The following is a 20,485-nucleotide window of genomic DNA, read 5'->3' on the forward strand; positions in this document are numbered from 1 at the left end:
TCGGCACCTTGCGGTTGGGCGGTAGCAAGCATATTCGCATAATCCGCAAACGGGCGCGCTTTTACAGGGCTGAAAGCGCGAAGTCCTGCGAAGGTCGATCAGCAAATCTGCGAAGGTTGCGAAGTTATGGTGGCGCGCAAGGCATTCATGGGGGTCCGGCTTCGGCGCTTGCGCGAGGAGCGCAAGCTAAAGCAGGTCGAGCTTGCCCAAGCGCTCGACATCTCGCCCAGCTATCTCAACCAGCTCGAACAAAACCAGCGTCCGCTGACCGTCCCGATCCTTTTGAAGCTCAACGCGGCGTTCGGCGTCGATGTGCAGATCTTCTCGGAGGACGAGGAAGCCCGCCTGATGACCGACATCCGCGACGCGATCGCCGACGTCGAGGAGGCGGTGTCCGTTGCCGAACTGCGCGAGCTGGCAACGAACATGCCCGCGGTCGGCCGCACGCTAGTCGCGTTGCATCGGCGGTATCGCGATGCGATCGAGCGCGGCGATGCGATGGCGGCCGAGCTGGGCGATGAATGGAGCATCGGGGATCGTGCCCGCCAGCCCTTCGAGCAAGTCCGGGATTTCTTCTATGCCCGCCACAACCATGTCGAGTTGCTGGATGAGGCGGCCGAACGCCTCTATCGCGACGCGGGTCTCAGCCCGCGCACGATCCACGATGGGCTGACGGCATGGCTGAAGGCGCGGCACGGGATCGCGGTGCTGACCGACGTTACCACCGCGCCACGCCGTTTCGATCCCGCTGCACAGGCGCTAACGCTGTCCGCCTCGCTGACACCGGGCCAGCGCGTGTTCCAGATGGCAACCCAGCTCGCTTTTATCGAACTCGGCGACGTGATCGACGACCTTGCCGACGATCCAGTCCTCGCCGATGCGGAGGCGCGCCGCCTGGGGCGGATCGGCCTCGCCAATTATTTCGCAGGCGCGCTGGTCCTCCCCTATGCGGACTTCCTCGCTGCCGCCGAAGCCGAACGCTACGACATCGAGCGTCTTGGGCGGCGCTTCGGGGTGGGGTTCGAGACGGTGTGCCACCGCCTGTCGACGCTCCAGCGCGTAGGGGCACGCGGCGTGCCGTTCTTCTTCGTCCGCGTCGACCGGGCGGGCAATATCTCCAAACGGCAATCTGCGACCGACTTCCACTTCTCGCGCGTCGGCGGCACCTGCCCGCTCTGGAATGTCTATGAGGCATTCGCGCAGCCAGGGCGCGTGCTGCGCCAGGTTGCTCAGATGCCCGATGGTCGCAGCTACCTCTGGGTTGCGCGAACGGTGGCGAGCGGGTCTGCCGGGTTCGGTGAGCCGGAGAAGGTGTTCGCGATCGGGCTCGGCTGCGACCTGCGCCATGCCGGTCAGCTCGTCTATTCGCGCGGCCTCGATCTCGCCGATCCCTCCTTCGCGACGCCGATCGGTGCCGGGTGCAAGGTGTGCGAGCGCCCGGCCTGCCCGCAGCGTGCGTTTCCGCCGATCGGGCGGGCGCTCACCATCGACGAGAACACCGCCGCTCCGGTTCCCTATCCAGTTGCCTGACGCTCGGCGCTGGCATCAGCGCGCCGCCATGCGGCGATGATCGACGGATCGGCGACGAGCTCGGCGACAGTATCGACCCCGTAGGTGCTGACAGATACAGGATGTGCAGCCCGGATCGTGACCGATCCCGAGCGTGGCAAACGGCCGTCCTTGGTCCAGCGGAGCCGTTCCTTGTTGGTGATCGACAGGGCGGCCATGAGCAGGCGTGGTGTCAGGGGCCGACGTGCTGGCCCCACCAGCGCATCCGTACACCGCAGGATGATCGACCGCAGCGACAGGTCCGGGTGCGTTGTTTCGACCAGCAGATGATCCGCGCCATCGATCCATTCGCGTTTCACCACCCCGCGAAGTGCCGCCGAGATCTGACGACGCGCCTCGTCCCATCGCAGGGCTAACCCGAGATGATGACGCCTGATCGACGTGAAGTTCAACCGTGCCCATTCCGGCGTCGAGGCGGTCACGCTGACCATATCGGCAAGCCGGTAGGTCTCGGCTGCCCTTCGATCGTTAACCCGCTCCGACCGATCGTAATTCCGTCTCACTACTGTCCTCACGCTCGGGCGCAGGCACACACCGCCGATGTGGCACGCGCAGGAATCCCACGCGCGCGCCTGCGCAATCCATCGCCGTTCGGACGGTCGTCCGCGCCTCTGCCATCCCCTGGACGCAAGGCATCAGCGAACCGCTCCGGCAGGTCTCCTGGCTCGCGGGTCGTCGCTTCGGATGCACCTTCCCAGGCTTGCACCCAGTGGTCGGCAGATCGCACATCGGCGCCTACCCAGAATCCTTGCTCGCCGCCTACAGTTGCAGGGACAGCCGCGGACTGAAGGTCGCCCCTCGTCCCACATTCCCGTTTAATCCCCTCGCGGGGAACCGCAGCGATGTTCTCTCCCGGCAAGCCGGGCACGCGCGCATACCACCGAGCTTATGGTGGCGTAAGGTGCAAGATTTTGGAAAAGCCAAGCGGAACGTCATTTAAGGAACCGCGCTGCCCCAAAAATACCGTCCTTTTCGGGGCACTCGTGAATGGCAGATCTCGGCTTAACCCGCCGTTCGGCGAGGGCGCTGCGGACGGCAGATTTGTCCCAGCCCACGCCCTCTCAATCCAGTTCATTTTGCCCGTCAAACGTCGACACTTGGAGCCAGCGAAACCCGTTGCCCGGTGATAGGTGCACGGCGCGAACCAGCGACTAGAGATCGTCGATCGTCCGCTGCGGCCATGGATTCACTCCAGATGTGAGCCAGGAAAGGGTGTCTTGCCACAATCCGGCTGCGTGGGAGTCATGGAACAAGTTGAAATGGCCGATGGCTTGCCGTCCAAGATCCGAGGGGCGCAGCAGCACAGTCGTGCGAGGGGCGCCCTGATAATAATTGAGTGTGCGGCGGATTGCCTGGGGCGTGCCGAGTTCATCGTCAGACACAGCCACCGCCAGAATAGGCGCGCGAAACGCAGACATCCGGGCGCGCAGCTCAGGTTTCTCATCGCGCTCCCATCGGCTCTCGAACAGCGGCCCGCCAAAGCTCCAGGCATGAGCGACGCCAGCAGGAAGGTCCTCCAACCATCCCAGCCGTTTGCCGGGGAAGTAGCCAAACACCGCGGTGAGCAGCGGCATGAACACGTGCCATTTTCCAAAAAGCGCAGCCCGGCGATCACACGCATAATCGCCCCACCAGGCATATTGGGCACCGACCGTCAGCAACCGATCGACCTGGGCGGCAGCACTTCGCGCCAGGCCTGGGATGACCCCGCCGAAGCTGTGGCCGACGACGCTTAGCGGCCCCGCCCCTCTGCGCGCTCCCATGAAGGCCAGTGCAGCCTCGAAATCGAGCAAGCCCCAATCCACCCAGCGATATCCGCATCCACGAAGATCCGCAGGTCGAGAGGCGCCGATGCCGCGATAGTCATAGGTAAGCACATCGAACCCATGGGCAGCGAGGAAGCGCGCATAGCGATGATAGTAACGCGCCAGCACCCCGGTCGCGGGATTGAGAATCACCTGCCCGACACTGCCCCCCGTCGAGATCCAGAGCGTGCCGCCCAGCAGGACGCCATCGTCGCAGGGGAAGTGGACCGGCATGCCGTCTGGCGAGGCTTCGTTTGGTTCACGCTTGTGCATAAGCCACATGCTAGGGGATCGACGATGCCGGGTATCTTCACTAGTGAGTATAGGTATGACCCGCCCGTCCGCCCCGACCCGCGAGCGCATCATCGATGCGGCTTCGGCACTGTTCTACGGCGAAGGCATTCGTGCGGTCAGCATGGACGCTGTCGCTGCCAAGGCGAGCATCACCAAGAAGACGCTCTACTATCATTTCCGCAGCAAGGACGATTTGATCGCCGCTTATCTGCAGGCACGCGATGCCCCCAATTTGCGCCTGTTCCAGCGTTGGTTCGAAGAAGCGCAAGGCGATGTCGCCGACAAGATCCGCAGCGTGTTCCTGCGCCTCGCGGCATCGGCCCGACACCGCAAATGGAAAGGCTGCGGTTTCCTGCGCACGTCCGTCGAACTGTTCGACCTGCCCGGCCATCCGGCGATCGCGGCGGGACGCGCGCATAAGCGGCGGGTGGAAGACTGGATCTGCATCGTCCTGGAAAGCGCGGGTTACGACCAGGATGCCCGCGTCCTGGCCCGCCAGCTGATTCTGCTCATGGACGGTGGCTTTGCGGTCGTGCTGCTCCATCGCGACGCCAGCTACATGGAATCGGCCGCCGACGCCGCAGTCACGCTCCTTCGCGCAGGCGTCATGGACGGTCAGCCTGGCGAAGGGATCAGTGCCACAAGCTTATAGTCCGGGCGCTCCGCTGCTGTGAAAGTATGCTGGCGATAGCTGAGCACGCCGTCTTGCGGATGAATGAAATCTCGCAGACCGCCCTCCCGCGCCGAGACGCTCTGTGCCTCCCATTCCTGCGCGAATAGGGTAGATTCCACACACAGGTCCGCAGTGAATGCGGCAAGGTCAGCGTCGTTGAGAATCCGCGCGCAATCCGCCCGGAACTCTGCAAGCAGCCGTCTTGCACGCTCTTCCCAGTCGGGCAGCAGCGACCGAACCGACCTTTCCAGGAAGGTGTAGCGTAGCAGGTTGCGCTGGCGGCCCGGTCCCAGCCAGTCGGCGAACAGATGCTCCGCAGGAGCGTTCCAACAGCAGGCATTCCACAGCCGGTCCAGCCCATAGGCCGGAAAGGGGAGCGCCTCGACCAGCGCAGACACACCCTCGGGTGCAGTGGATGTCGACACCGTCGGGGGCGCATCGGGATCGCGCCTATCTCCCAGTTCGAAAAGATAGGCGCGTTCGGCGGGGGTGAGCGCCAATGCCACGGCGAGGCGCGCCAGCGTTTCGGCCGAGACGCGCACCTCCCTGCCCTGCTCGATCCAGGCGCACCACGTCACACCAATGCCCGCTCGTGCGGCCAGCTCCTCGCGGCGCAACCCAGGCGTTCGGCGGCGGCGGACCTGAAGATCCGGTATCACCCGCTCGCGATGCGAGCGGATGAAGTGGCCCAGGAGTTTGCGTTTTTCGTCCGATAGCATGTGTCAGCTTATAACAGGATAAGAAGGTCTCTTGTAACAGGTTGTTGATTGCCTGCAGATGTCCGCAGGAGGAAATTATGACCCGTTCCCATGAGACTGTCGTCGAAGCGCAATTCGGAAGTCAGGCAGACGCCTATGTCACCAGTATCGTGCATGCACAGGGCGAAGACCTGGATGCGGTCGAGGCGATCGCGCGGCGCGAAGCCGCTCCGCGTGCGCTCGATCTGGGAACGGGCGGCGGCCATGTTGCCTATCGGCTCGCACCGCATAGCGGCACCGTCACGGCGGTCGATCTGTCGGCAGCAATGCTGGAAGCGGTTCAGGCGGCCGCAAAGCAGCGGGGCTTGTCAAATTTCGAGATTTGCAATTCTCCCGCGGAGCAACTGCCGTTCGACGATGCCAGCTTCGATCTCCTCGCCACCCGCTTCAGCGCTCACCACTGGCGCGACTGGAATGCCGGGTTGCGCGAGGCCCGCCGCGTCCTGAAGCCGGGTGCGACCGCGATTTTCGTCGACGTGATTTCTCCGGGCCACGCGCCGTTCGACACCCATCTCCAGGCGGTCGAACTGCTGCGCGACCCGTCCCACGTCCGCGACCATACCGAAAGCGAGTGGGCGGCCGCGCTGGATAGAGCGGGGTTTCGGGTGCGCAGCACGGTGAAGCGGCGCCTGCGGATGGAGTTCACATCCTGGGTCGAACGGATGAGGACGCCGGATGCGCATCGGACAGCGATCCGCGCCCTGCAGCAACTGGCATCAGCCGAAACCGCCGCCTATTTCGCGATCGAAGCCGATGGATCCTTCTCTATCGATGCGCTGCAAATCGAAGCATCGGCCTGCCGGGCGCGCGCACTCTGATTCGGGACGGCCCGACATACGCCGGCGCAGTCGAACGCTTGCGTCGCGATATTTTGGATGCCGCAAGACGCGGCGAGCGTAGCAAGGCGTAACGGCTCACCGGCACGATGCTCAAATATCGGGCCGGCGAGCCATGAGACCCATTTATGCGAACGTTCATCCTTCCCTCGGACGATGGCTGCATCGAGGGCGCAGCGCTCGTAGGCATCTCGACTGCCGCAATATTGACGTAACCACATCATCCTGTTACTCGGTCGCCATGTTCGAGTTTTCAGCCGGCTCTCCTGCACTTTGCCTTGTTGACACCGTGGGTAACCGTGGTGGGGCTGACATCGAACGCTTGGCGACGCCGCAGGATTTCACGCGCTGGCTGCGCCAGGCATCCTTGCTCGATCTCGATGATAGAGAAGCGCTCGAAGCCGATCTGGTCGATGCCCGCGCGCTGCGGGACGCGCTCTATCGAGCGGCTCTCGCGATCGTGAATGGCGAAATGCCAGTGCCAGCCGACATCGATGGGATCAATGATTTGGCGCAGGGAACCCCGCCCCGTCCACAATGGGTCAACGGCGAAGTCGTTCACGTCGCCCGGGATGGCGTGCGTGCGGCCCTTGCATTGCTCGCCGGCGATGCGGTCGGAACGCTCGCCGACGCCCAGGCCGGTCGAGTTCGCCTTTGCCCGGAATGCCGGATGATGTTCGTCGATAAATCACCGGCCGGGAAGCGCCGCTGGTGCTCGTCGGCTAGCGGCTGCGGCAACCGCGCGAAGGTACGGGACCACCGCGCCAGAAAAGCCCAGGAAGGGAGCGCCAGATGAGTACAGAACATCGCGTCCAGTTCGATTTCGAGATCGAGTTCGCCAACGGCGGCGCGCTTCAGGGTCAGGAATTCCGTCTCGACATCGAGCATGACGACATCACAGACGACACTCTCGGCGCCTACGTCATCGCCGACCTGCGGCTGCTGATGGTTGCCCGCGTCAACATTCTCAACAAGCGCATCATCCAGGAACCGCACAAGCGGGCGCGCAAAACGCCGGTCGCAGCGAATGCGCAAGCGCAGCGGATCGATCTCAGCCATGTGATCGAAGCTGGCATGATCACCTACAAGGGCCTTCCGGCGCCGCTGATCTGCGACCATCTTTCGCGCGAGGCATCGCGCCAGAGCTATGATCCCGGCACCGAGTTCCAGATCGATCGGATCGAGATGGTCGGCAACACCGGCACGTATCTCGACACGCCCTTCCATCGCTACGCCGACGGCTATGATTTGTCGGGACTGAGCCTCGACACGGTATCTGACTGCCCAGGCGTCGTGATCAACGTGACGGGGGCGATGGGCCGCGCGATCGACTGGACAATGCTTGCCTCCGTCGACGTGCGCGACAAGGCTGTCCTCGTCCATACCGGATGGGACGCGCATTGGCGCACGGATCAATATTTCGAGAACCATGTCCATCTGACCGAACGGGCGGCGATCCATCTGCGCGACAGCGGCGCGCGGCTGGTCGGGATCGACTCATTCAACATTGACGATACGTGTGGTGGGACGCGGCCCGTCCATTCGGTGCTGCTCGCGGCCGGCATCCCGATCGTCGAGCACCTGACCAATCTCCAGTCGCTGCCTGCGGAAGGCTTCCGCTTCTGGGCCGTGCCGCCCAAGTTCAAGGAAGTCGGCACATTCCCGGTTCGTGCGCATGCGATCATCGATGGCCGTGAGGCCTGATCCGACCAGAGTGCTTAGTTCCGCCCGCGTCGCCTTTGCGGCGCGGAAGCCGAGGAGGTTTTGATGACTGTCGCGTTTCTGGGTCTGGGCCATATGGGTGCGCCGATGGCGACCAATCTTCTGAAAACACAGCTGGATCTGACGGTGTGGAATCGGTCGCTGCCGGCGCTTGAGCGTCTTGGCGAGCTCGGCGCAACGATCGCGCCCACGGCCAGGGATGCCATTCGGGGCGCCGCCACCGTGCTGCTCATGCTCGCCAACGAGGCGGCGATCGATGATGTGCTGGAACGCGGATCCCCGGCGTTCACTGACAATGTTCGCGGCCGCCTGATCGTCCATATGGGGACGACGTCGACTGACTTTTCGCGGAAACTGGCTGCCGCAGTCGAAGCGGCGGGCGGTCGCTACGTCGAGGCACCGGTTTCCGGGTCGCGAGTGCCGGCTGAGCAGGGCTCCTTGGTCGCCATGGTCTCCGGCGAGGAGGCCGACGTCGCCACGGTGCGCGACCTGGTCCAGCCGATGTGCAGCAAGACCTTTGCCTGCGGCCGCGTGCCCGGTGGCCTGGCCATGAAACTGGCCGTCAACCTCTTCCTGATCACCATGGTTACCGGCTTGATGGAAGCGGCACACTTCGCCCGCGCCGCTGGGCTCGATATCGCGCTGTTCCGCGCCGTCATCGATGCCGGCCCCATGTCCAGCGACGTATCACGCGTGAAGCTCGACAAGCTCGTGAACGACGACTTTGCGCCCCAGGCCAGCCTCGCTGACGTGCTGATGAACAGTCGACTGGTCGCTGATGCGGCCCATTCCTCGGCGGTTGCCACGCCTTTGCTGGACCAGGCGAACGCACTCTATGCAAAGGCTGACGAAATGGGATTGGGCGGCATCGACATGATCGGGGTGCTTCGCGCGCTTGAGGAGGCCACGCGCGACCAGCGGAAAGGGTGATCAACTGGCGCGCAGCAGAGCCGCTCCGGCGGTAATGAGCACCGCCGCGATGACGCGCCCGGGCCCCACCGGCTCCTTAAGAAAAACAGCCGATATCAGGACACCGAACAGGATCGCCGTTTCCCGAAGCGCCGCTACAATGGCGACGGGGACCAGTGTCATGGCCCACAGCGCGAGACCATAGGATGCGGTGGTGCTTGCACCGCCGACAATGCCCAGGCGCCAGTTCCGCCCCAGAGAGACGCGGAACGCGTGGCCGCGCCGGAAGATCGCCCAGCTCGTCATCGGAATGCCGGTGAGCAGGAAGATCCACAAGGTGTAGGCCGCTGCGGTTCCCGAATGCCGCACGCCAGCACCATCGACCATCGTGTAGCCGGCAATGACAACCGCATTGAGCGACGCGAGGCCCGCACCCTTGTCCAGCGAGCGGAGCGGGTTTCCTGCCACACCGAGGATACCGGCACAGATGACGGCGACACCGCACCAGGCCTGCCAGCGCAATGGTTCGCCCAGGATAGTCGTACTTGCTATTGCGACCAGCAATGGCGCGGCACCCCGCATCAGCGGATAAGTGCGGCTCATCTCCGCGACCCGATACGTCCAAGCGACCAGCCCATAATAGCTGATAGACAGGACCGCCGATCCAGCCAGGAAGGGCCAGCTCTGGCGCACGGGCGGTGGCAGGAACGGCAAGCCGATCACGGCGATTGCTGCTGCGGACCCTGTAACCAGGGCGGTCATCAGCCCCCTGTCCTCCCCGCCCCGGATGATCGCGTTCCAGGTTGCATGCAGCGCTGCTGCGACCAGGATGACAGGGAAGACGGCAGCGATCACGCGCAGTCAGGCAAGATCGAGGTGAAGAAAACGGCTGAAGCCGCCGTCTGTATAGTGCGAGAAAGCCGGGCCCTCCTCAAATCCCCGACTGTGATAGAGCGCGACGGCCGGGCCGAACGACGGCAGGCTTCCTGTTTCGAGGCTTAGCCGCCGAACGCCGCGAGCCTTGGCCACGGCAATGATCGTGTCGAGGATGGCCTGGGCCGCTCCCTGGCGGAGGAAGTCCGGGTGGGTGCGCATCGACTTCACCTCGGCCGTACCGTCAGGCAGCGTTTTTAGCGCGCCGACGGCAGCGACGCGCGGGCCGGCCCATGCCGTCCAAACCGTCACTTCAGGAATCGTAAGCCCGGTCAGATCAAGCGCGTGAACATTGTCCGGCGGGGAATCCGCCCACATGCCTGCCAGGTGCAGCGCCAGCAGGGCGCGGGTCTCCTCCCCACTCAGATCATCCTCGCGAACTTCAAAAGCCGGGCCTTCTTCCGCTTTTAAGAGGGAAAGGGATCGCTGCCAGTCATAGGCACGGTCCACCGTAGCCACGATAACCTGATACCAGTCATACCAGACCGCCCGCCCCTGCTCGCGGATGCGCGAATGATCGGAATCCTCCTTCCACGCGAGCGCATCGGCATGGTTGCGCCACCAGCTGACGGTAATTCCGACGCCGGCAGCATCACGTGATGAGACGATCCCCAGATAGCCGTCTCGCGCTGCCGCGGCGGTTGCCATGGCCTCGGCCGCGGCGGCATACCCCTCGGCATCTGCCTGTGTGCGGCCCGAGACGAAGATCACGGCGACCGCGCCGGGGGGAGGCGAAGGATCCGTCATGCGGTGGGCACCCCTTGGTCTGCGATCATACGGAAGTCCGGGCGCCAGCCGAGTGCCGAAATAGCCTTGTCGATGCGGACCTCGCCGCCCGGATTGGCGACGTTGTAGATGCCCGGCGCCCCGTGATCGATCGCGAGAAAAGCGGCGTAGGCTGCGGCGTCGACATGCAGCGGCGATGCGCCATCCGGCGTCTCGCTCCAGGTTCGGGGGCCGAAGAGCTGGCCGTAGCGCAGCACCACGCCTTCGATCCCCGGCGTCTCGAGCACGGCGCGCTCAAGCGGGACGATGCCTTCGCGGATCGTCGTGCCCCGCGCGCCTTCCGCATCGACCTCCAGCAGGTCTTCCTCCGCATAGGGCGGCGTGCCCGGCGCATAGGCCCAGGCGATGCTCTGCGCGATAATCCGCTGGGCGCCGGCTGCCACTGCTGCTCGCACCAGGTTGGGCGTGCCTTCGCGGCGCAGCCGGGCATTGGCGCGTCGGGCCGCTTCCGGATCCGCAGCCATGTCGCCGGAAAGATCGGTCAGCTGGTGGATGACCACCGTGGGCGCAGCGTCTGCCACCGCGCGCGCCAGGGCTTCGGCATCGAACACATCGACGATCACCGGCCGGACGCCCGCCGCCTCAAGGTCGGTAGCACGGTGCGCCGAGCGCGTCGTACCGAAGACTATGTGCCCCTGCTCCAGCAACAATGGAACCAATCGCTGCCCGATAACGCCGGCGGCACCCGCCAGGAAGATAGTATGAGGCATTGCGCCCTCCTTGATGATCTGCGCATCAGGTGCAGCGCAACGCAGCGCCTGGGAAGCACCAAGACTGTTGGCTTTGCCTGTACCATCGTCGTGGTACCCGCCGCCCTCAAGCCAATGGTACAATCGAAATCACAATTCTTGCGGCTGGCCGTCGGGCGCCAAACCGCTACTCCTGTAATCTGGTATTGTCGCAAGGGAATGCGCCTATGACGGAAGCAGTCAACACCATCCTCGGTGGATGCCATTGCGGATCTGTGCGGTTCGAAGCCAAGTTGAGCGATGGCTTCAACACGATCCGTCGCTGCACCTGCTCCTATTGCCGGATGCGCGGCGCGGTCGCGGTCTCGGCCGAACTGGGCGGCATCCGCCTGCTCCAGGGCGAAGACATGCTGACCAGCTACCGCTTCAACACGGGAACGGCGCAACATTTCTTCTGCTCGCGCTGCGGGATCTACACCCACCATCAACGTCGATCCAATCCGAACCAGTACGGCGTCAACGTCGCCTGCCTGGACGGGGTAAGCCCTTTCGACTTCGCCGAAGTTCCGGTCGTCGACGGCGTCCGCCACTCCCGCGACAATGGCGGGGTTACCGTGCGTGCCGGAACCCTGCGCTACATCCCGAACGACCAGAGCGATCCGGCGTAAGTCTGTCGTACGATAAGAAGATGACGTACATCCAAATATGATCACCCCATCACCCGCTCGCAGACCTGTGCCGGCCACGATTGCCGCCGTGATCCGGGATGGATCCGTCCTGCTGGTCCGTCGCGCCAACCCGCCGGACGTCGGCTTGTGGGGCTTTCCTGGTGGCAAGATCGACTTTGGTGAGACGATCGCGCAGGCCGCCGTTCGCGAGTTGCTTGAGGAAACCGGCATCCAGGGGGAAGCAGGCCCGGTGTTCAACTGCGTCGACGTCCTCGATCGGGCCGAGGATGGGTCGATCAATCACCATTATGTCCTGATCGCAGTGTTGTGTCGCTGGATCGCCGGATCGCCGATGGCGGGCGACGATGCACTTGAAGCCGCTTGGCACCCGCTGGCGGATCTGCGCGACACCGCGCTCGCGATGAGCTTCGGCGTCGCCGATATCGCGCTTCAGGCTGCAGCGATGGACGCATAACAGCGTGGAAAAGCTGCGAGCCTCTAGCACAGTGGGAACGCATCAGGGGAGCTGATGCGGCGATGTCAAAGCGCGCCGCGCCGCCCGTCCTCGCTCATTTTCAGCACGGGGCGGCGGTTGATCGCGTCCGGTTGGATGCGCTCCCATAAAGTCGGACCGCCGGTTTCCTGGGCGCGGCGCTCTTCGCGACGGAGCCAGTCCTCAGCGCTGCGGATCCGCTTGGGATGGATCTCATCCAGCAGCCCATAGTCTCGGGTTATGATCCCGTATTTCCACTGATTCCAGAAGCCACTGAAATTGTCGCGGAAGCTCATCGTGCTCTTGTCATTCGGATCGGCGTTGTAGCCGGCGGGCCGGTCGGCGACCGCATTGATGGGCGCAAAATAGCTGTCGAGGTCCGTATCGACATAGCGCGCGGGGTACCCGGTCACGCGCTCGAAAGCGGCTGCCAGATCCGCGTAGCGGACATGCTCGATCGCGACTTCAAGATCCATGCCGTTGGCGCGCTCCTGATGGTCGAACAGCCACCGCACATAATAAGCGCAGTCCTCAAGCGCGACATGGACCACCGCCCCGTCGCCAAGCGGCACGCGCCACGTCACCACGCCGTCTTCGATCCGTGGTGTCATGGGTGTCTGTCCCGAAAACGCCATCTCGATATACGGACCGCTGGTAAACAGCGCTGCGCCCATCCGATCGCCGTTCGACCCGTTCTGTTGAAGGATCCACTCGCCGACCCTTCCCTTACCGTCATAATGGCCGGTGCGGAATTGCGAGCGGTAGCCGGATTTCTTCAAGGTGTAATCGAGATTACCATAGACGAAGAACCGCACGCCTTCCTCCAGGGCGATCTCATAGGCGCGCATCGCCCAATAGATTTCGGTTTTTTCGCCGGTATTGAAGCCGTCGATGTTTACGAATGCGCCATCGCAAGCGCGCATGCCCTCGCGCAGCATCGCCTCGTCCGCGAATGTACCTTGCAGAAAGGACACGTTCCCCAGCGCCGCCAGCTCCCGCGCGCGCATCGATTCTGCATCACGGGTCAGGGCGAGAACCTCATATCGACCGTCTTCGACCAGCCCGCGTACTACGTGCGCACCCTGCGCCCCGGTCGCCCCGATCACGAAAATTCGAGAAACTGTCGGCATCTTCGTCTCCGCCATTGATGTCAGCTTCTTAACTCTGATAATAGGAGTTAGTCAACTCTGATTATAGGAGTGACTATGCAACGGGGATTAGCAATGCGTTCAAAGGGCTTCGAAGGAATGGCCTGTTCCATGGCCGAGGTGATGGGGGCGCTCGGCGATCGCTGGGGCATGCTGGTGATGCGCGATCTGCTGCTGGGTCTCACCAGATACGACGATCTGCAACGCTCCACCGGTATCACGAATGCAACGCTCTCCGACCGGCTTCGAAGCCTCCAGGAGGCGGGATTGATCGAGCGGCGGCAATATCAGCGCCGCCCCGATCGCTACGACTATATCCCCACAGCGAAAGGCCGCGATCTCGCGCTCCTCCTGCAGGCCATGGTGCAGATCGGAGACACCTGGCGCGCGCGTGAAGCTGCCGCCGAGCCGCTGCACTTTCTTGATGCGGAGACGGGTGCCCGGCTCAAACTGGCGGTGGTCGATGCAGCGACGGGCGCGCCGCTTGCCCGGCCGAAGCTGCGGATCGCAGCCGGCCCGGCAGCGGACGAAGCGATGCAATGGCGGCTCGCGCACGGCGAAGCGGAGCGTGCGGCAAGAAGCCAGGCGACATAGGCTCATAACCTTTGAAACGCGGGCACGCCCCCGGCCCTGAGCGCGCAGAGTATCCCGGCTGGACGAGGTCTGCCTGCGGCCCGTTCTCGCCCGCGTGAACGCGCCAATTGAGATTACCGGAACCTGGGGGCGGAGGCCCGTCGGCTGGCCGGGCCTGCCGATCATAGTCCAGCGCGATTAAGGCTTCTTGGTTCTTTCCTCGGCCTTTCCCGTCCGGGAAAAGAAGCGGGACAACGCAAAGCCCGCGGAGGCCCAATGACACTGTCCTCTACCGAGGTGGCAGCGCTCCACCATGCCGAAACTCCTGCCGATTTCGCCGCATGCTTCGATGTGATCCGACAGTTGCGGCCCAAGTTGCTGTCGGCGGACGACTGGCATGCGCAAGCAGAGGCGATGCGCTCCGAGGGGTACCGGGTTCTCGTCTGCCGCGACGGCGAACGAGACGCCGCCGTCGCCGGCTACCGGATCTCGACCAATCTCGTCCATGGCCGCTTCCTGTTCGTCAACGATCTGGTGACCCTGGACAGTGTGCGCGGAAAGGGTCTGGGCCGGCTTTTGCTGCGCGAACTCGAGCGGATCGCTGAAGCGGAGGGCTGCGAGCGTCTCGTGCTCGATACGGCGATAGCCAATCTGGCGGCGCGGCGTTTCTACACGCGCGAAGGGATGGAAGAACGGATCGCCGGCTTCATCAAGCCGATCGGCACCCCGGCATGAGCCAAATCCTGCATCTCACCTGCAGCCCGCGCGGTACCGAGTCCCACAGCAGGGCATTGAGCACCGCCATCGTGCAGCGCATCGTCGCAGTCCGACCCGGTGCGACCCAGATCCGGCGCGATCTTGGCGTGGCGCCCCCTGACAGGATCGACGGACTCTATGCTTCTGCGCTTGTCGCGGGGCAGGCAGAAATCGGCTTTTCTTCGCCCGCGCTGGATCGCTCCGCCGCCGCGATCGCCGAACTGGTGGCAGCAGACATGCTGGTTATCGGCACCCCGATGCATAACTTCACCGTGCCCGCCGCGCTGAAAGCTTGGATCGACCTTGTTATCCGCCCCTTCCACACCTTCGCACCGGGCGCGAACGGCAAGGTCGGATTGCTCCCCGACAAGCCGGTCTTCGTCGCCATCGCGTCAGGCGGACATTTTCATGGCGAGGGCGCAGCGCAGCCGGACTTTCTGACGCCCTATCTGTCGGCGGTGCTGGGCTGCATTGGCGTCCGCTCCGTCCACTTCCTGCCGGTGCAGCGCACCGCCAGAGCCACGGCGAGCGACCTGGAGCAGCAGACCCATGCGCTTCTCAAACGGGTCGACGACATCCTGCGTCACATGGGAGCGTAGCGACGTTGCGCGTGCTACACTCCCCGGCTTTGCGGCGCGGGCCCAAAGTCATTCCTGATCAGGGACAGCAGGCGCGCAGCATCGCTCGGCATAGTTTCGGCGGCCGCATTGGTGATGCCAATGACCAATCCTTTCTCAGGCGCCTGCGAGGCATACCATTGCGACAGCGCCGTTGGGGCGAAGCCTTCCTCCCGCAAACGCCCGACGAGCCACACATCGTCCGTCTCGCGCGCGAGCGGTACATGAACAGCCAGCCCCGCTGCCCGGACGCTGCCGGCCGCCTGCAGGGCATCGAGCACCACCTCGCGGCGCTTGCGGTAGAGCAGCTTCATGCGCCGCAGATGGCGCAGATAGTGACCGTCCGCGAGGAATTCGGCCAGGGCGGCCTGCGCGGCATAATTGGGCGGCGGAGCGAGATAGGTCGCCACTCGCATCAACGGCGCGATCAACGCTTCCGGGGCAACGAGGAAACCGATGCCAAGCGACGGGCTGATCGTCTTGCTGAAGGTTCCGATATGGATCACCCGGCCATCGGTATCGCTGGCCGCGAGCGCCGGAGCGGCCCGACCGTCGAGGTGAAGTTCGCTGAGGTAATCATCCTCGATGATCCAGGCATCGCTTTCCCTCGCCCAGGCAAGCAGTGCCTGCCTCCGCTCCGGGGACAGGGTATGGCCGAGCGGTGCCTGCTGCCCCGGTGTCACGACCGCCAGCCCGGCGTCCCGGGCGAGCGCGATGCCGAGACCCACATCGATGCCCTGGCCGTCCACGGCGACGGGAACAGGAGAAAAGCCAGCCAGCTCCAGGCCGTGGCGCGAGACGGGATAGCCTGGGTCCTCCACCCAGGCGCGCCGCCGCGCGGAAGGGAGAGCCTGAAGCACCAGCCCAAGAGCACCTCGGAAGCTGGTGGTGATGAAGACCTGCCCCGGCGTGCATTGCAGCCCGCGCGCCAGCGCAAGATGAGCGGCGATCTGGTGGCGCAACGCGTCGATCCCGCGCGGATCGAGATAGCGCGTGCGCAGCGCCCCGGCATCGGCCGCCCGGCGGTGCAGACGCGCCCACAGCTTTGCCGGGAAGGCGTCGTGGGCCGGCACGCCCATCTGAAAGATGCCAGGCGGCCCGGCGCCGAAGAGATCGAGCGAGGAACGAAGGTCGGCGAACCGGTCTGCCGTGGCGGGAGATGCTTGCATCGGGGAATGCGCAACATGGGTGCCGGCCGCCCCCAAAGAGGCGATCAGGCCTTCGTCCGTGAGGCGATAATAGGCAGCGCGTACTGTGCCGCGTGCCACGCCGAGCTGTGCGGAGAGGTCCTGCCAGGATGGAAGGCGCGCACCGGGGGCGAGTGCCCCTTGCCGGATCGCGGTCCGGATGGCGGCGCAGATCTGATCCGTGAGCGGGAGCGCCAGGGTTCGATTGATCTCAAACCGGAAGTCCGCTGGCGGCGAACTATCCTTGGAAGATTTGTCCAGCGTCACATCAGTCACTTCACTATGGGAGTCGCTGCTCCCTCATATGATCGGATCGTGTCCCGCGTCATGCCGGCGGCGAGGTCAGCTTTCGGATATCCCCACCTTTCGGCGGTAATGTCGCGCTGCCTTGGCGCGGTTGCCGCACACCGTCATGTCACACCAGACCCGGTTCTGACGTCGGCTCCGATCGAGGAAAGCCCAGTCGCAATCGTCGGACGCGCACAGGCGCAGACGGCTGCGTGCGTCGGTATCGAGGAACAGCTGAATTGCTGCATCGGCGACGTGGAGGAGGATGCCGTCCAATGCGGCAGCGATGTCGGGCTGCTTCCACGCGAGGCCGCTCCCTCCCCACGAAAGGCGGCGGCTGGCCTGCGTACGCTTGAGCCAATCATTCCAGCAATGGACCTGCTCGTCGCTCAACACCTCGGAGGCGATCGTCGCCTTGATCGTCGCGAAGATCAACTCGCGCAGCGCCAACGCCTGGGCGTGCACAGCCGCCGCAGCAGCGGGCTCTTGCTGAGCCGCCGCCAACAGGGTCGCGCGCTTGCCTTCTGTGAGAAAGCCGCTCTGCACGGACCACAGGGCCAACGCCGGATAGTCGGCAATCCTCTCCAGACCCCCGCGAGGGCGCTCATCGAGGGTGTTCGCGAAATCCAGAGCCACCGCGCCACCGCTCAGCTCGAACTGGAAGCCCTGTGGCGTGTCCTGGCCGCCAAATCGGATTGCGCGTGTATCGATCACATTCTAACCTGTAAAAGCATTCGAGTCGGTTATAACACATGTGGTTGATCGCGAGCTAGGGAGATGATCGATGTCGGAAACTGAGCCCCTGATCCTGCGCCGCTGGTCCTCCCGTATCAGGACCGAGGACAGCGAGGCGTATGTCAGCTACATCCGCAGCACTGGGGTCGAGGATTATCTCGGCACGCCGGGCAATCTGGGTTGCGAGATGCTGCTGCGCGACTGCGGCGACGGATCGACCGAAGTTTCGACGCTGAGCTGGTGGCAATCGATGGAGTCCATCCGGGCATTCGCCGGCGATGACGTCGAGCGTGCGCGTTACTATCCCGAGGATGACCGCTTCCTTCTCGAGAAGCCGGACCACGTCGAGCATCACCACATCGTGGTCGAAGCCCTGGGGCTTAGGCGCGAGCTGGAACAATCATGATTGCCTTTGAGAAGATGCACGCGAACGGCGACGATTTCATCGTCGTGGATTTGCGGCATCGCGACGTGCCCCTGCCGCCGGAACTCATCCGGCGCTTGGGCGACCGGGAGCGCGGCATCGGTTTTCGTCAACTCGCCGCCATCTCCCGATGCGACGATGCCACGGCCCGGCTTCTCTTCTGGAACGCTGACGGGACGCCGCTTGATGCCTGCGGCAGCGCGACGCGCGGTGTCGCGCTCAAGTTGATGGAGGAAAGCGGCACTGACGCCGTGACAATCCGGACCGGCCGAGGTCTTCTGCACTGCTCTCGCCGCGGTCGGACGCAGATCGCCGTCGATATGGGCCCACCCCTCCTCCATTGGTCCGAAATCCCGTTAGCGACACCGATGGAAACGGAAATTCTCCCGCTCGTGGGCGACCCTGCGGCATGCAGCATGGGCAATCCCCATTGCACCTTCTTCGTTGAGCATGTTGAGCAGGTGGATGTCGAGGTGCGGGGTCGAGCGATCGAGACCGATCCGCTGTTTCCCGAGAAGACGAATGTCCATTTCGTGCAGATCCTGGCGCGTGACCGAATCCGGCTGCGCATCTGGGAGCGCGGCGCGGGCATTTCCTCCGGCTCAGGGTCCTGCTCCTGCGCCGCCGTCGTCAACGGCATCCGCCGCGGGCTCCTGGCGGAGACTGTCGAGGTTCAGTGTGACGGTGGCGTTCTCGGCGTATCGTGGAACGGAACCGACGGCGTCTACCTGATCGGCCCGGTCGAGCCTGTGTTCCGGGGCGAATGGATCAGTTGACGCACGTTCCCCGATAATACTGCAGCGCGGTTTGCAGCCGCCCAAACGCGCGATGCCAAACTGCAAATTGCTCTTGAACCGCCAGCTTGCGAGCACTCAAAGTATGACCATAGGACATTACATCACCCGTTCGGCCGCTCTTGCCGCGACGGCGCTTCTTCTTGCGCCCGGCACGGCGTCGGCACAGGCCGAGGTAGACTTCTTTGGTGCCGCGCTCTGCAAGCCGCCCTATTCCTCAGACATTGCGACACGCACGTATAATGCCGCGGAAAAGCTGGCCAAGCCGGAGATGTCGATGATGGGGGCTGCCGTCTATCACCTTCCCAAGCCAATCGAACGGGATGGTTTCATCACGCAGGACGTTGTGTTTGCCGGTACATCCGTTGGCGTTTTGGTCGAAGGCCACGCCGCCGCCCAACTTGCCGCCAAGTATGATCTCCAGCGCGAGACGAGTGATCTGCTTGGCGCATCGACGCTCGGCTTCTCCCGTCGGTTGCCGGACAAACTCCAGATCAAGAAAGATCTGGGACTCATCTCGTTGATCGCCCGTGAAGGCCCAGGACTTGGTGAGAAGACGCTTCTTGCCTGCGAACTGGATTCCTATGAGAACCTCGAGAGGTTGGAAGCCTTGAAGCGGTATTTGTCGTCACGCAAAGCCGCGCCCGACAAGAACGAGGACGGTCCGAACCCATGATGACGTGCTGGCCTGAAGGCGTGTGCGGCCACCGGCTTGGAGGCACCAAGCCGGGATCGTTGTCCCGGCGAGCCATCGTGCGGTCCGCGATGTGACGTCCGCGCGGTCCGAACCATCGACTGGCGGCCGGCCTTCGATCACCGAGCGTCTGCTGTTCGCCATGCCGATGGCCATGGTCTACGGCATCCTTCTCTATTGCCTGATCTGGCTGCCACGCGAGCCTACGCTTCCCTTCATCGCTGGGCTCGTCTTTCTTCCGATGGCAATCGCCAGTGTCGTCACGATCCTGATCGACCCGCGCGCGGAGGGAAGCATCCGGCGGCACATCAGGATCGGATGGATCTGCATCACGGCTCTCATCCTGCTGACCATGGTCCTGTTCCGAGAAGCCGGGATCTGCGTCGCGATGGCTTCTCCCTTTTTCTACGGCGGTTCGGCCTTTGGATCGTGGCTGTCTTGCCTGTCACTTCGCAAATTGCGCTCGCGGTCGGTGGTCCCCTGCATCGCCATTCTGCCGCTCGCGGGGCTCCCGGTCGATGCGATCGCCCCTGCCCCTCCGCATGAGGCGGAAGTGAGGACGGTCGTGGATATCGACGCCCCGCCCGCGGCGGTCTGGAAGAACACTGTGGAAATACCCCAGATACGGGCCGCAGAGCGCAGGTGGACCTTCAGCCATAACATCGTCGGCGTTCCGCAGCCTGTCGATGCCCGCCTTCAGGGACAAGGCGTCGGCGCCGTGCGCCACCTTCGCTGGACGCGAGGTGTGAGCTTCGAGGAAATCGTGACGGGCTGGCAGGACAACAGGTTCTTGGCCTGGCGCTTCCGCTTCGAGCCCCAGTCGATACCAGACAGTGTCGAAGGCCATATCAAAGTCGACAGCGCTTATCTGAAGCTGCTGGGCGGCAATTACCGCCTCGCCCCTCTGGCGGGCGGCAGGACAAGGCTAACGCTCACCACCCGCTACAGGATCGCGACCCCGATCAATGCCTATTGCGTCGCCTGGGGTCATGTCTTTCTCACCGACTTCCACCGCGCCGTTCTGACCGTGATCAAGCAGCGTTCAGAGGCAAAGCCCCTCGCCCTCCAAAGCCGACTTCAAACGCCATCAACCCACCCGTCGGCTTGAGCAGACGTGGGCAAGCCGGCACCGAT

At 64.0% G+C, this 20,485-nt stretch carries 24 protein-coding genes and 1 riboswitch; of the genes, 15 read left to right on the plus strand and 9 right to left on the minus strand.

What is annotated here, in order from left to right:
- Positions 1 to 126 precede the first annotated feature (126 nt).
- Positions 127 to 1,530 (plus strand): short-chain fatty acyl-CoA regulator family protein, encoded by a 1,404-nt coding sequence (locus J0A91_RS20530; protein ID WP_069206461.1) that lies wholly within the window; start codon positions 127 to 129, stop codon positions 1,528 to 1,530.
- On the opposite strand, the gene J0A91_RS20535 is transcribed toward J0A91_RS20530, so the two are convergent.
- Positions 1,515 to 2,072 carry a hypothetical protein gene (locus tag J0A91_RS20535; RefSeq protein WP_150127009.1) on the minus strand — a complete coding sequence of 186 codons (558 nt, stop codon included), beginning with the start codon at positions 2,070 to 2,072 and terminating at the stop codon, positions 1,515 to 1,517. The two genes, J0A91_RS20530 and J0A91_RS20535, sit on opposite strands and share 16 nt — an antisense overlap.
- A 130-nt stretch (positions 2,073 to 2,202) precedes the next feature.
- Positions 2,203 to 2,423: riboswitch (cobalamin riboswitch) on the minus strand.
- A 297-nt stretch (positions 2,424 to 2,720) separates the two neighbouring features.
- Positions 2,721 to 3,647, minus strand: a complete 927-nt coding sequence (locus J0A91_RS20540; RefSeq protein WP_069207520.1) for an alpha/beta hydrolase family protein — start codon at positions 3,645 to 3,647, stop codon at positions 2,721 to 2,723.
- Between the two features lie 55 nt (positions 3,648 to 3,702).
- On the opposite strand from J0A91_RS20540, the gene J0A91_RS20545 reads away from it, so the two are divergent.
- Positions 3,703 to 4,320, plus strand: a complete 618-nt coding sequence (locus J0A91_RS20545) for a TetR/AcrR family transcriptional regulator (protein WP_069206463.1) — start codon at positions 3,703 to 3,705, stop codon at positions 4,318 to 4,320.
- Here the strand turns inward: J0A91_RS20545 and J0A91_RS20550 are convergent.
- Positions 4,284 to 5,060 carry an MmyB family transcriptional regulator gene (locus J0A91_RS20550; protein ID WP_069206464.1) on the minus strand — a complete coding sequence of 259 codons (777 nt, stop codon included), beginning with the start codon at positions 5,058 to 5,060 and terminating at the stop codon, positions 4,284 to 4,286. The two genes, J0A91_RS20545 and J0A91_RS20550, sit on opposite strands and share 37 nt — an antisense overlap.
- 77 nt (positions 5,061 to 5,137) lie before the next feature.
- Between J0A91_RS20550 and J0A91_RS20555 the strand changes: the two genes are divergently transcribed.
- The 4 genes from J0A91_RS20555 (at position 5,138) to J0A91_RS20570 (ending at position 8,587) form a co-directional block, all read left to right on the plus strand.
- A complete protein-coding gene (locus J0A91_RS20555; RefSeq protein ID WP_069206465.1) occupies positions 5,138 to 5,917 on the plus strand; it encodes a class I SAM-dependent methyltransferase in 780 nt (259 codons plus the stop codon).
- 259 nt (positions 5,918 to 6,176) lie between these two features.
- Entirely contained in the window at positions 6,177 to 6,731 is a 555-nt protein-coding gene (locus J0A91_RS20560) for a CGNR zinc finger domain-containing protein (protein ID WP_069206466.1), read from the plus strand.
- Complete coding sequence (locus J0A91_RS20565) at positions 6,728 to 7,639, plus strand: cyclase family protein (protein ID WP_069206467.1); 912 nt, start codon at positions 6,728 to 6,730, stop codon at positions 7,637 to 7,639. Before J0A91_RS20560 ends, J0A91_RS20565 begins: the two co-directional genes overlap by 4 nt.
- A 63-nt stretch (positions 7,640 to 7,702) precedes the next feature.
- A complete protein-coding gene (locus J0A91_RS20570; protein ID WP_069206468.1) occupies positions 7,703 to 8,587 on the plus strand; it encodes an NAD(P)-dependent oxidoreductase in 885 nt (294 codons plus the stop codon).
- On the opposite strand, the gene J0A91_RS20575 is transcribed toward J0A91_RS20570, so the two are convergent.
- The 3 genes from J0A91_RS20575 to J0A91_RS20590 are packed head-to-tail and all read right to left on the minus strand — an operon-like array spanning position 8,588 to position 11,118.
- Complete coding sequence (locus J0A91_RS20575; protein ID WP_069206469.1) at positions 8,588 to 9,421, minus strand: EamA family transporter; 834 nt, start codon at positions 9,419 to 9,421, stop codon at positions 8,588 to 8,590.
- Positions 9,422 to 9,427: 6 nt separating this feature from the next.
- Entirely contained in the window at positions 9,428 to 10,246 is an 819-nt protein-coding gene (locus J0A91_RS25145) for a GNAT family N-acetyltransferase (protein WP_338056908.1), read from the minus strand.
- On the minus strand, positions 10,243 to 11,118 hold the full coding sequence (locus tag J0A91_RS20590; protein ID WP_206364941.1) for an NAD-dependent epimerase/dehydratase family protein: 876 nt from the start codon (positions 11,116 to 11,118) through the stop codon (positions 10,243 to 10,245). The genes J0A91_RS25145 and J0A91_RS20590 overlap by 4 nt, the downstream gene beginning before the upstream one ends.
- An 83-nt stretch (positions 11,119 to 11,201) precedes the next feature.
- Here J0A91_RS20590 and J0A91_RS20595 point away from each other — a divergent pair, with 83 nt between their 5' ends.
- Positions 11,202 to 11,642 carry a GFA family protein gene (locus J0A91_RS20595; RefSeq protein WP_069206471.1) on the plus strand — a complete coding sequence of 147 codons (441 nt, stop codon included), beginning with the start codon at positions 11,202 to 11,204 and terminating at the stop codon, positions 11,640 to 11,642.
- Positions 11,643 to 11,679: 37 nt separating this feature from the next.
- Positions 11,680 to 12,117, plus strand: a complete 438-nt coding sequence (locus J0A91_RS20600) for an NUDIX hydrolase (RefSeq protein WP_069206472.1) — start codon at positions 11,680 to 11,682, stop codon at positions 12,115 to 12,117.
- Positions 12,118 to 12,182: 65 nt separating this feature from the next.
- On the opposite strand, the gene J0A91_RS20605 is transcribed toward J0A91_RS20600, so the two are convergent.
- Positions 12,183 to 13,265: an NmrA family NAD(P)-binding protein gene (locus tag J0A91_RS20605; RefSeq protein ID WP_069207522.1), complete on the minus strand. Its 1,083-nt coding sequence runs from the start codon at positions 13,263 to 13,265 to the stop codon at positions 12,183 to 12,185.
- Between the two features lie 93 nt (positions 13,266 to 13,358).
- Here J0A91_RS20605 and J0A91_RS20610 point away from each other — a divergent pair, with 93 nt between their 5' ends.
- The 3 genes from J0A91_RS20610 (at position 13,359) to J0A91_RS20620 (ending at position 15,211) form a co-directional block, all read left to right on the plus strand.
- A complete protein-coding gene (locus tag J0A91_RS20610) occupies positions 13,359 to 13,877 on the plus strand; it encodes a winged helix-turn-helix transcriptional regulator (RefSeq protein WP_069206473.1) in 519 nt (172 codons plus the stop codon).
- A 255-nt stretch (positions 13,878 to 14,132) separates the two neighbouring features.
- A complete protein-coding gene (locus J0A91_RS20615) occupies positions 14,133 to 14,591 on the plus strand; it encodes a GNAT family N-acetyltransferase (protein ID WP_069206474.1) in 459 nt (152 codons plus the stop codon).
- Positions 14,588 to 15,211: an FMN-dependent NADH-azoreductase gene (locus J0A91_RS20620; RefSeq protein WP_069206475.1), complete on the plus strand. Its 624-nt coding sequence runs from the start codon at positions 14,588 to 14,590 to the stop codon at positions 15,209 to 15,211. The genes J0A91_RS20615 and J0A91_RS20620 overlap by 4 nt, the downstream gene beginning before the upstream one ends.
- A 14-nt stretch (positions 15,212 to 15,225) precedes the next feature.
- Here J0A91_RS20620 and pdxR read toward each other — a convergent pair whose 3' ends face one another.
- A complete protein-coding gene (pdxR, locus tag J0A91_RS20625; protein ID WP_240502105.1) occupies positions 15,226 to 16,683 on the minus strand; it encodes a MocR-like pyridoxine biosynthesis transcription factor PdxR in 1,458 nt (485 codons plus the stop codon).
- Positions 16,684 to 16,758: 75 nt separating this feature from the next.
- Positions 16,759 to 17,418, minus strand: coding sequence for a CGNR zinc finger domain-containing protein (locus tag J0A91_RS24945; RefSeq protein WP_069206476.1), 660 nt, complete (start codon positions 17,416 to 17,418; stop codon positions 16,759 to 16,761).
- A gap of 70 nt (positions 17,419 to 17,488) precedes the next feature.
- On the opposite strand from J0A91_RS24945, the gene J0A91_RS20635 reads away from it, so the two are divergent.
- From J0A91_RS20635 to J0A91_RS20650, 4 genes are all read left to right on the plus strand, one after another.
- Positions 17,489 to 17,845, plus strand: a complete 357-nt coding sequence (locus J0A91_RS20635; protein WP_069206477.1) for a hypothetical protein — start codon at positions 17,489 to 17,491, stop codon at positions 17,843 to 17,845.
- Positions 17,842 to 18,639: a diaminopimelate epimerase gene (gene dapF, locus J0A91_RS20640; protein WP_206364943.1), complete on the plus strand. Its 798-nt coding sequence runs from the start codon at positions 17,842 to 17,844 to the stop codon at positions 18,637 to 18,639. Before J0A91_RS20635 ends, dapF begins: the two co-directional genes overlap by 4 nt.
- Positions 18,640 to 18,742: 103 nt before the next feature.
- Positions 18,743 to 19,333, plus strand: coding sequence for a hypothetical protein (locus J0A91_RS20645; protein WP_069207524.1), 591 nt, complete (start codon positions 18,743 to 18,745; stop codon positions 19,331 to 19,333).
- A 166-nt stretch (positions 19,334 to 19,499) separates the two neighbouring features.
- Positions 19,500 to 20,459 (plus strand): SRPBCC family protein, encoded by a 960-nt coding sequence (locus J0A91_RS20650; RefSeq protein WP_069207525.1) that lies wholly within the window; start codon positions 19,500 to 19,502, stop codon positions 20,457 to 20,459.
- Positions 20,460 to 20,485 lie beyond the last annotated feature (26 nt).

It is taken from the genome of Sphingomonas panacis (assembly GCF_001717955.1).
GTDB lineage: Bacteria > Pseudomonadota > Alphaproteobacteria > Sphingomonadales > Sphingomonadaceae > Sphingomonas > Sphingomonas panacis.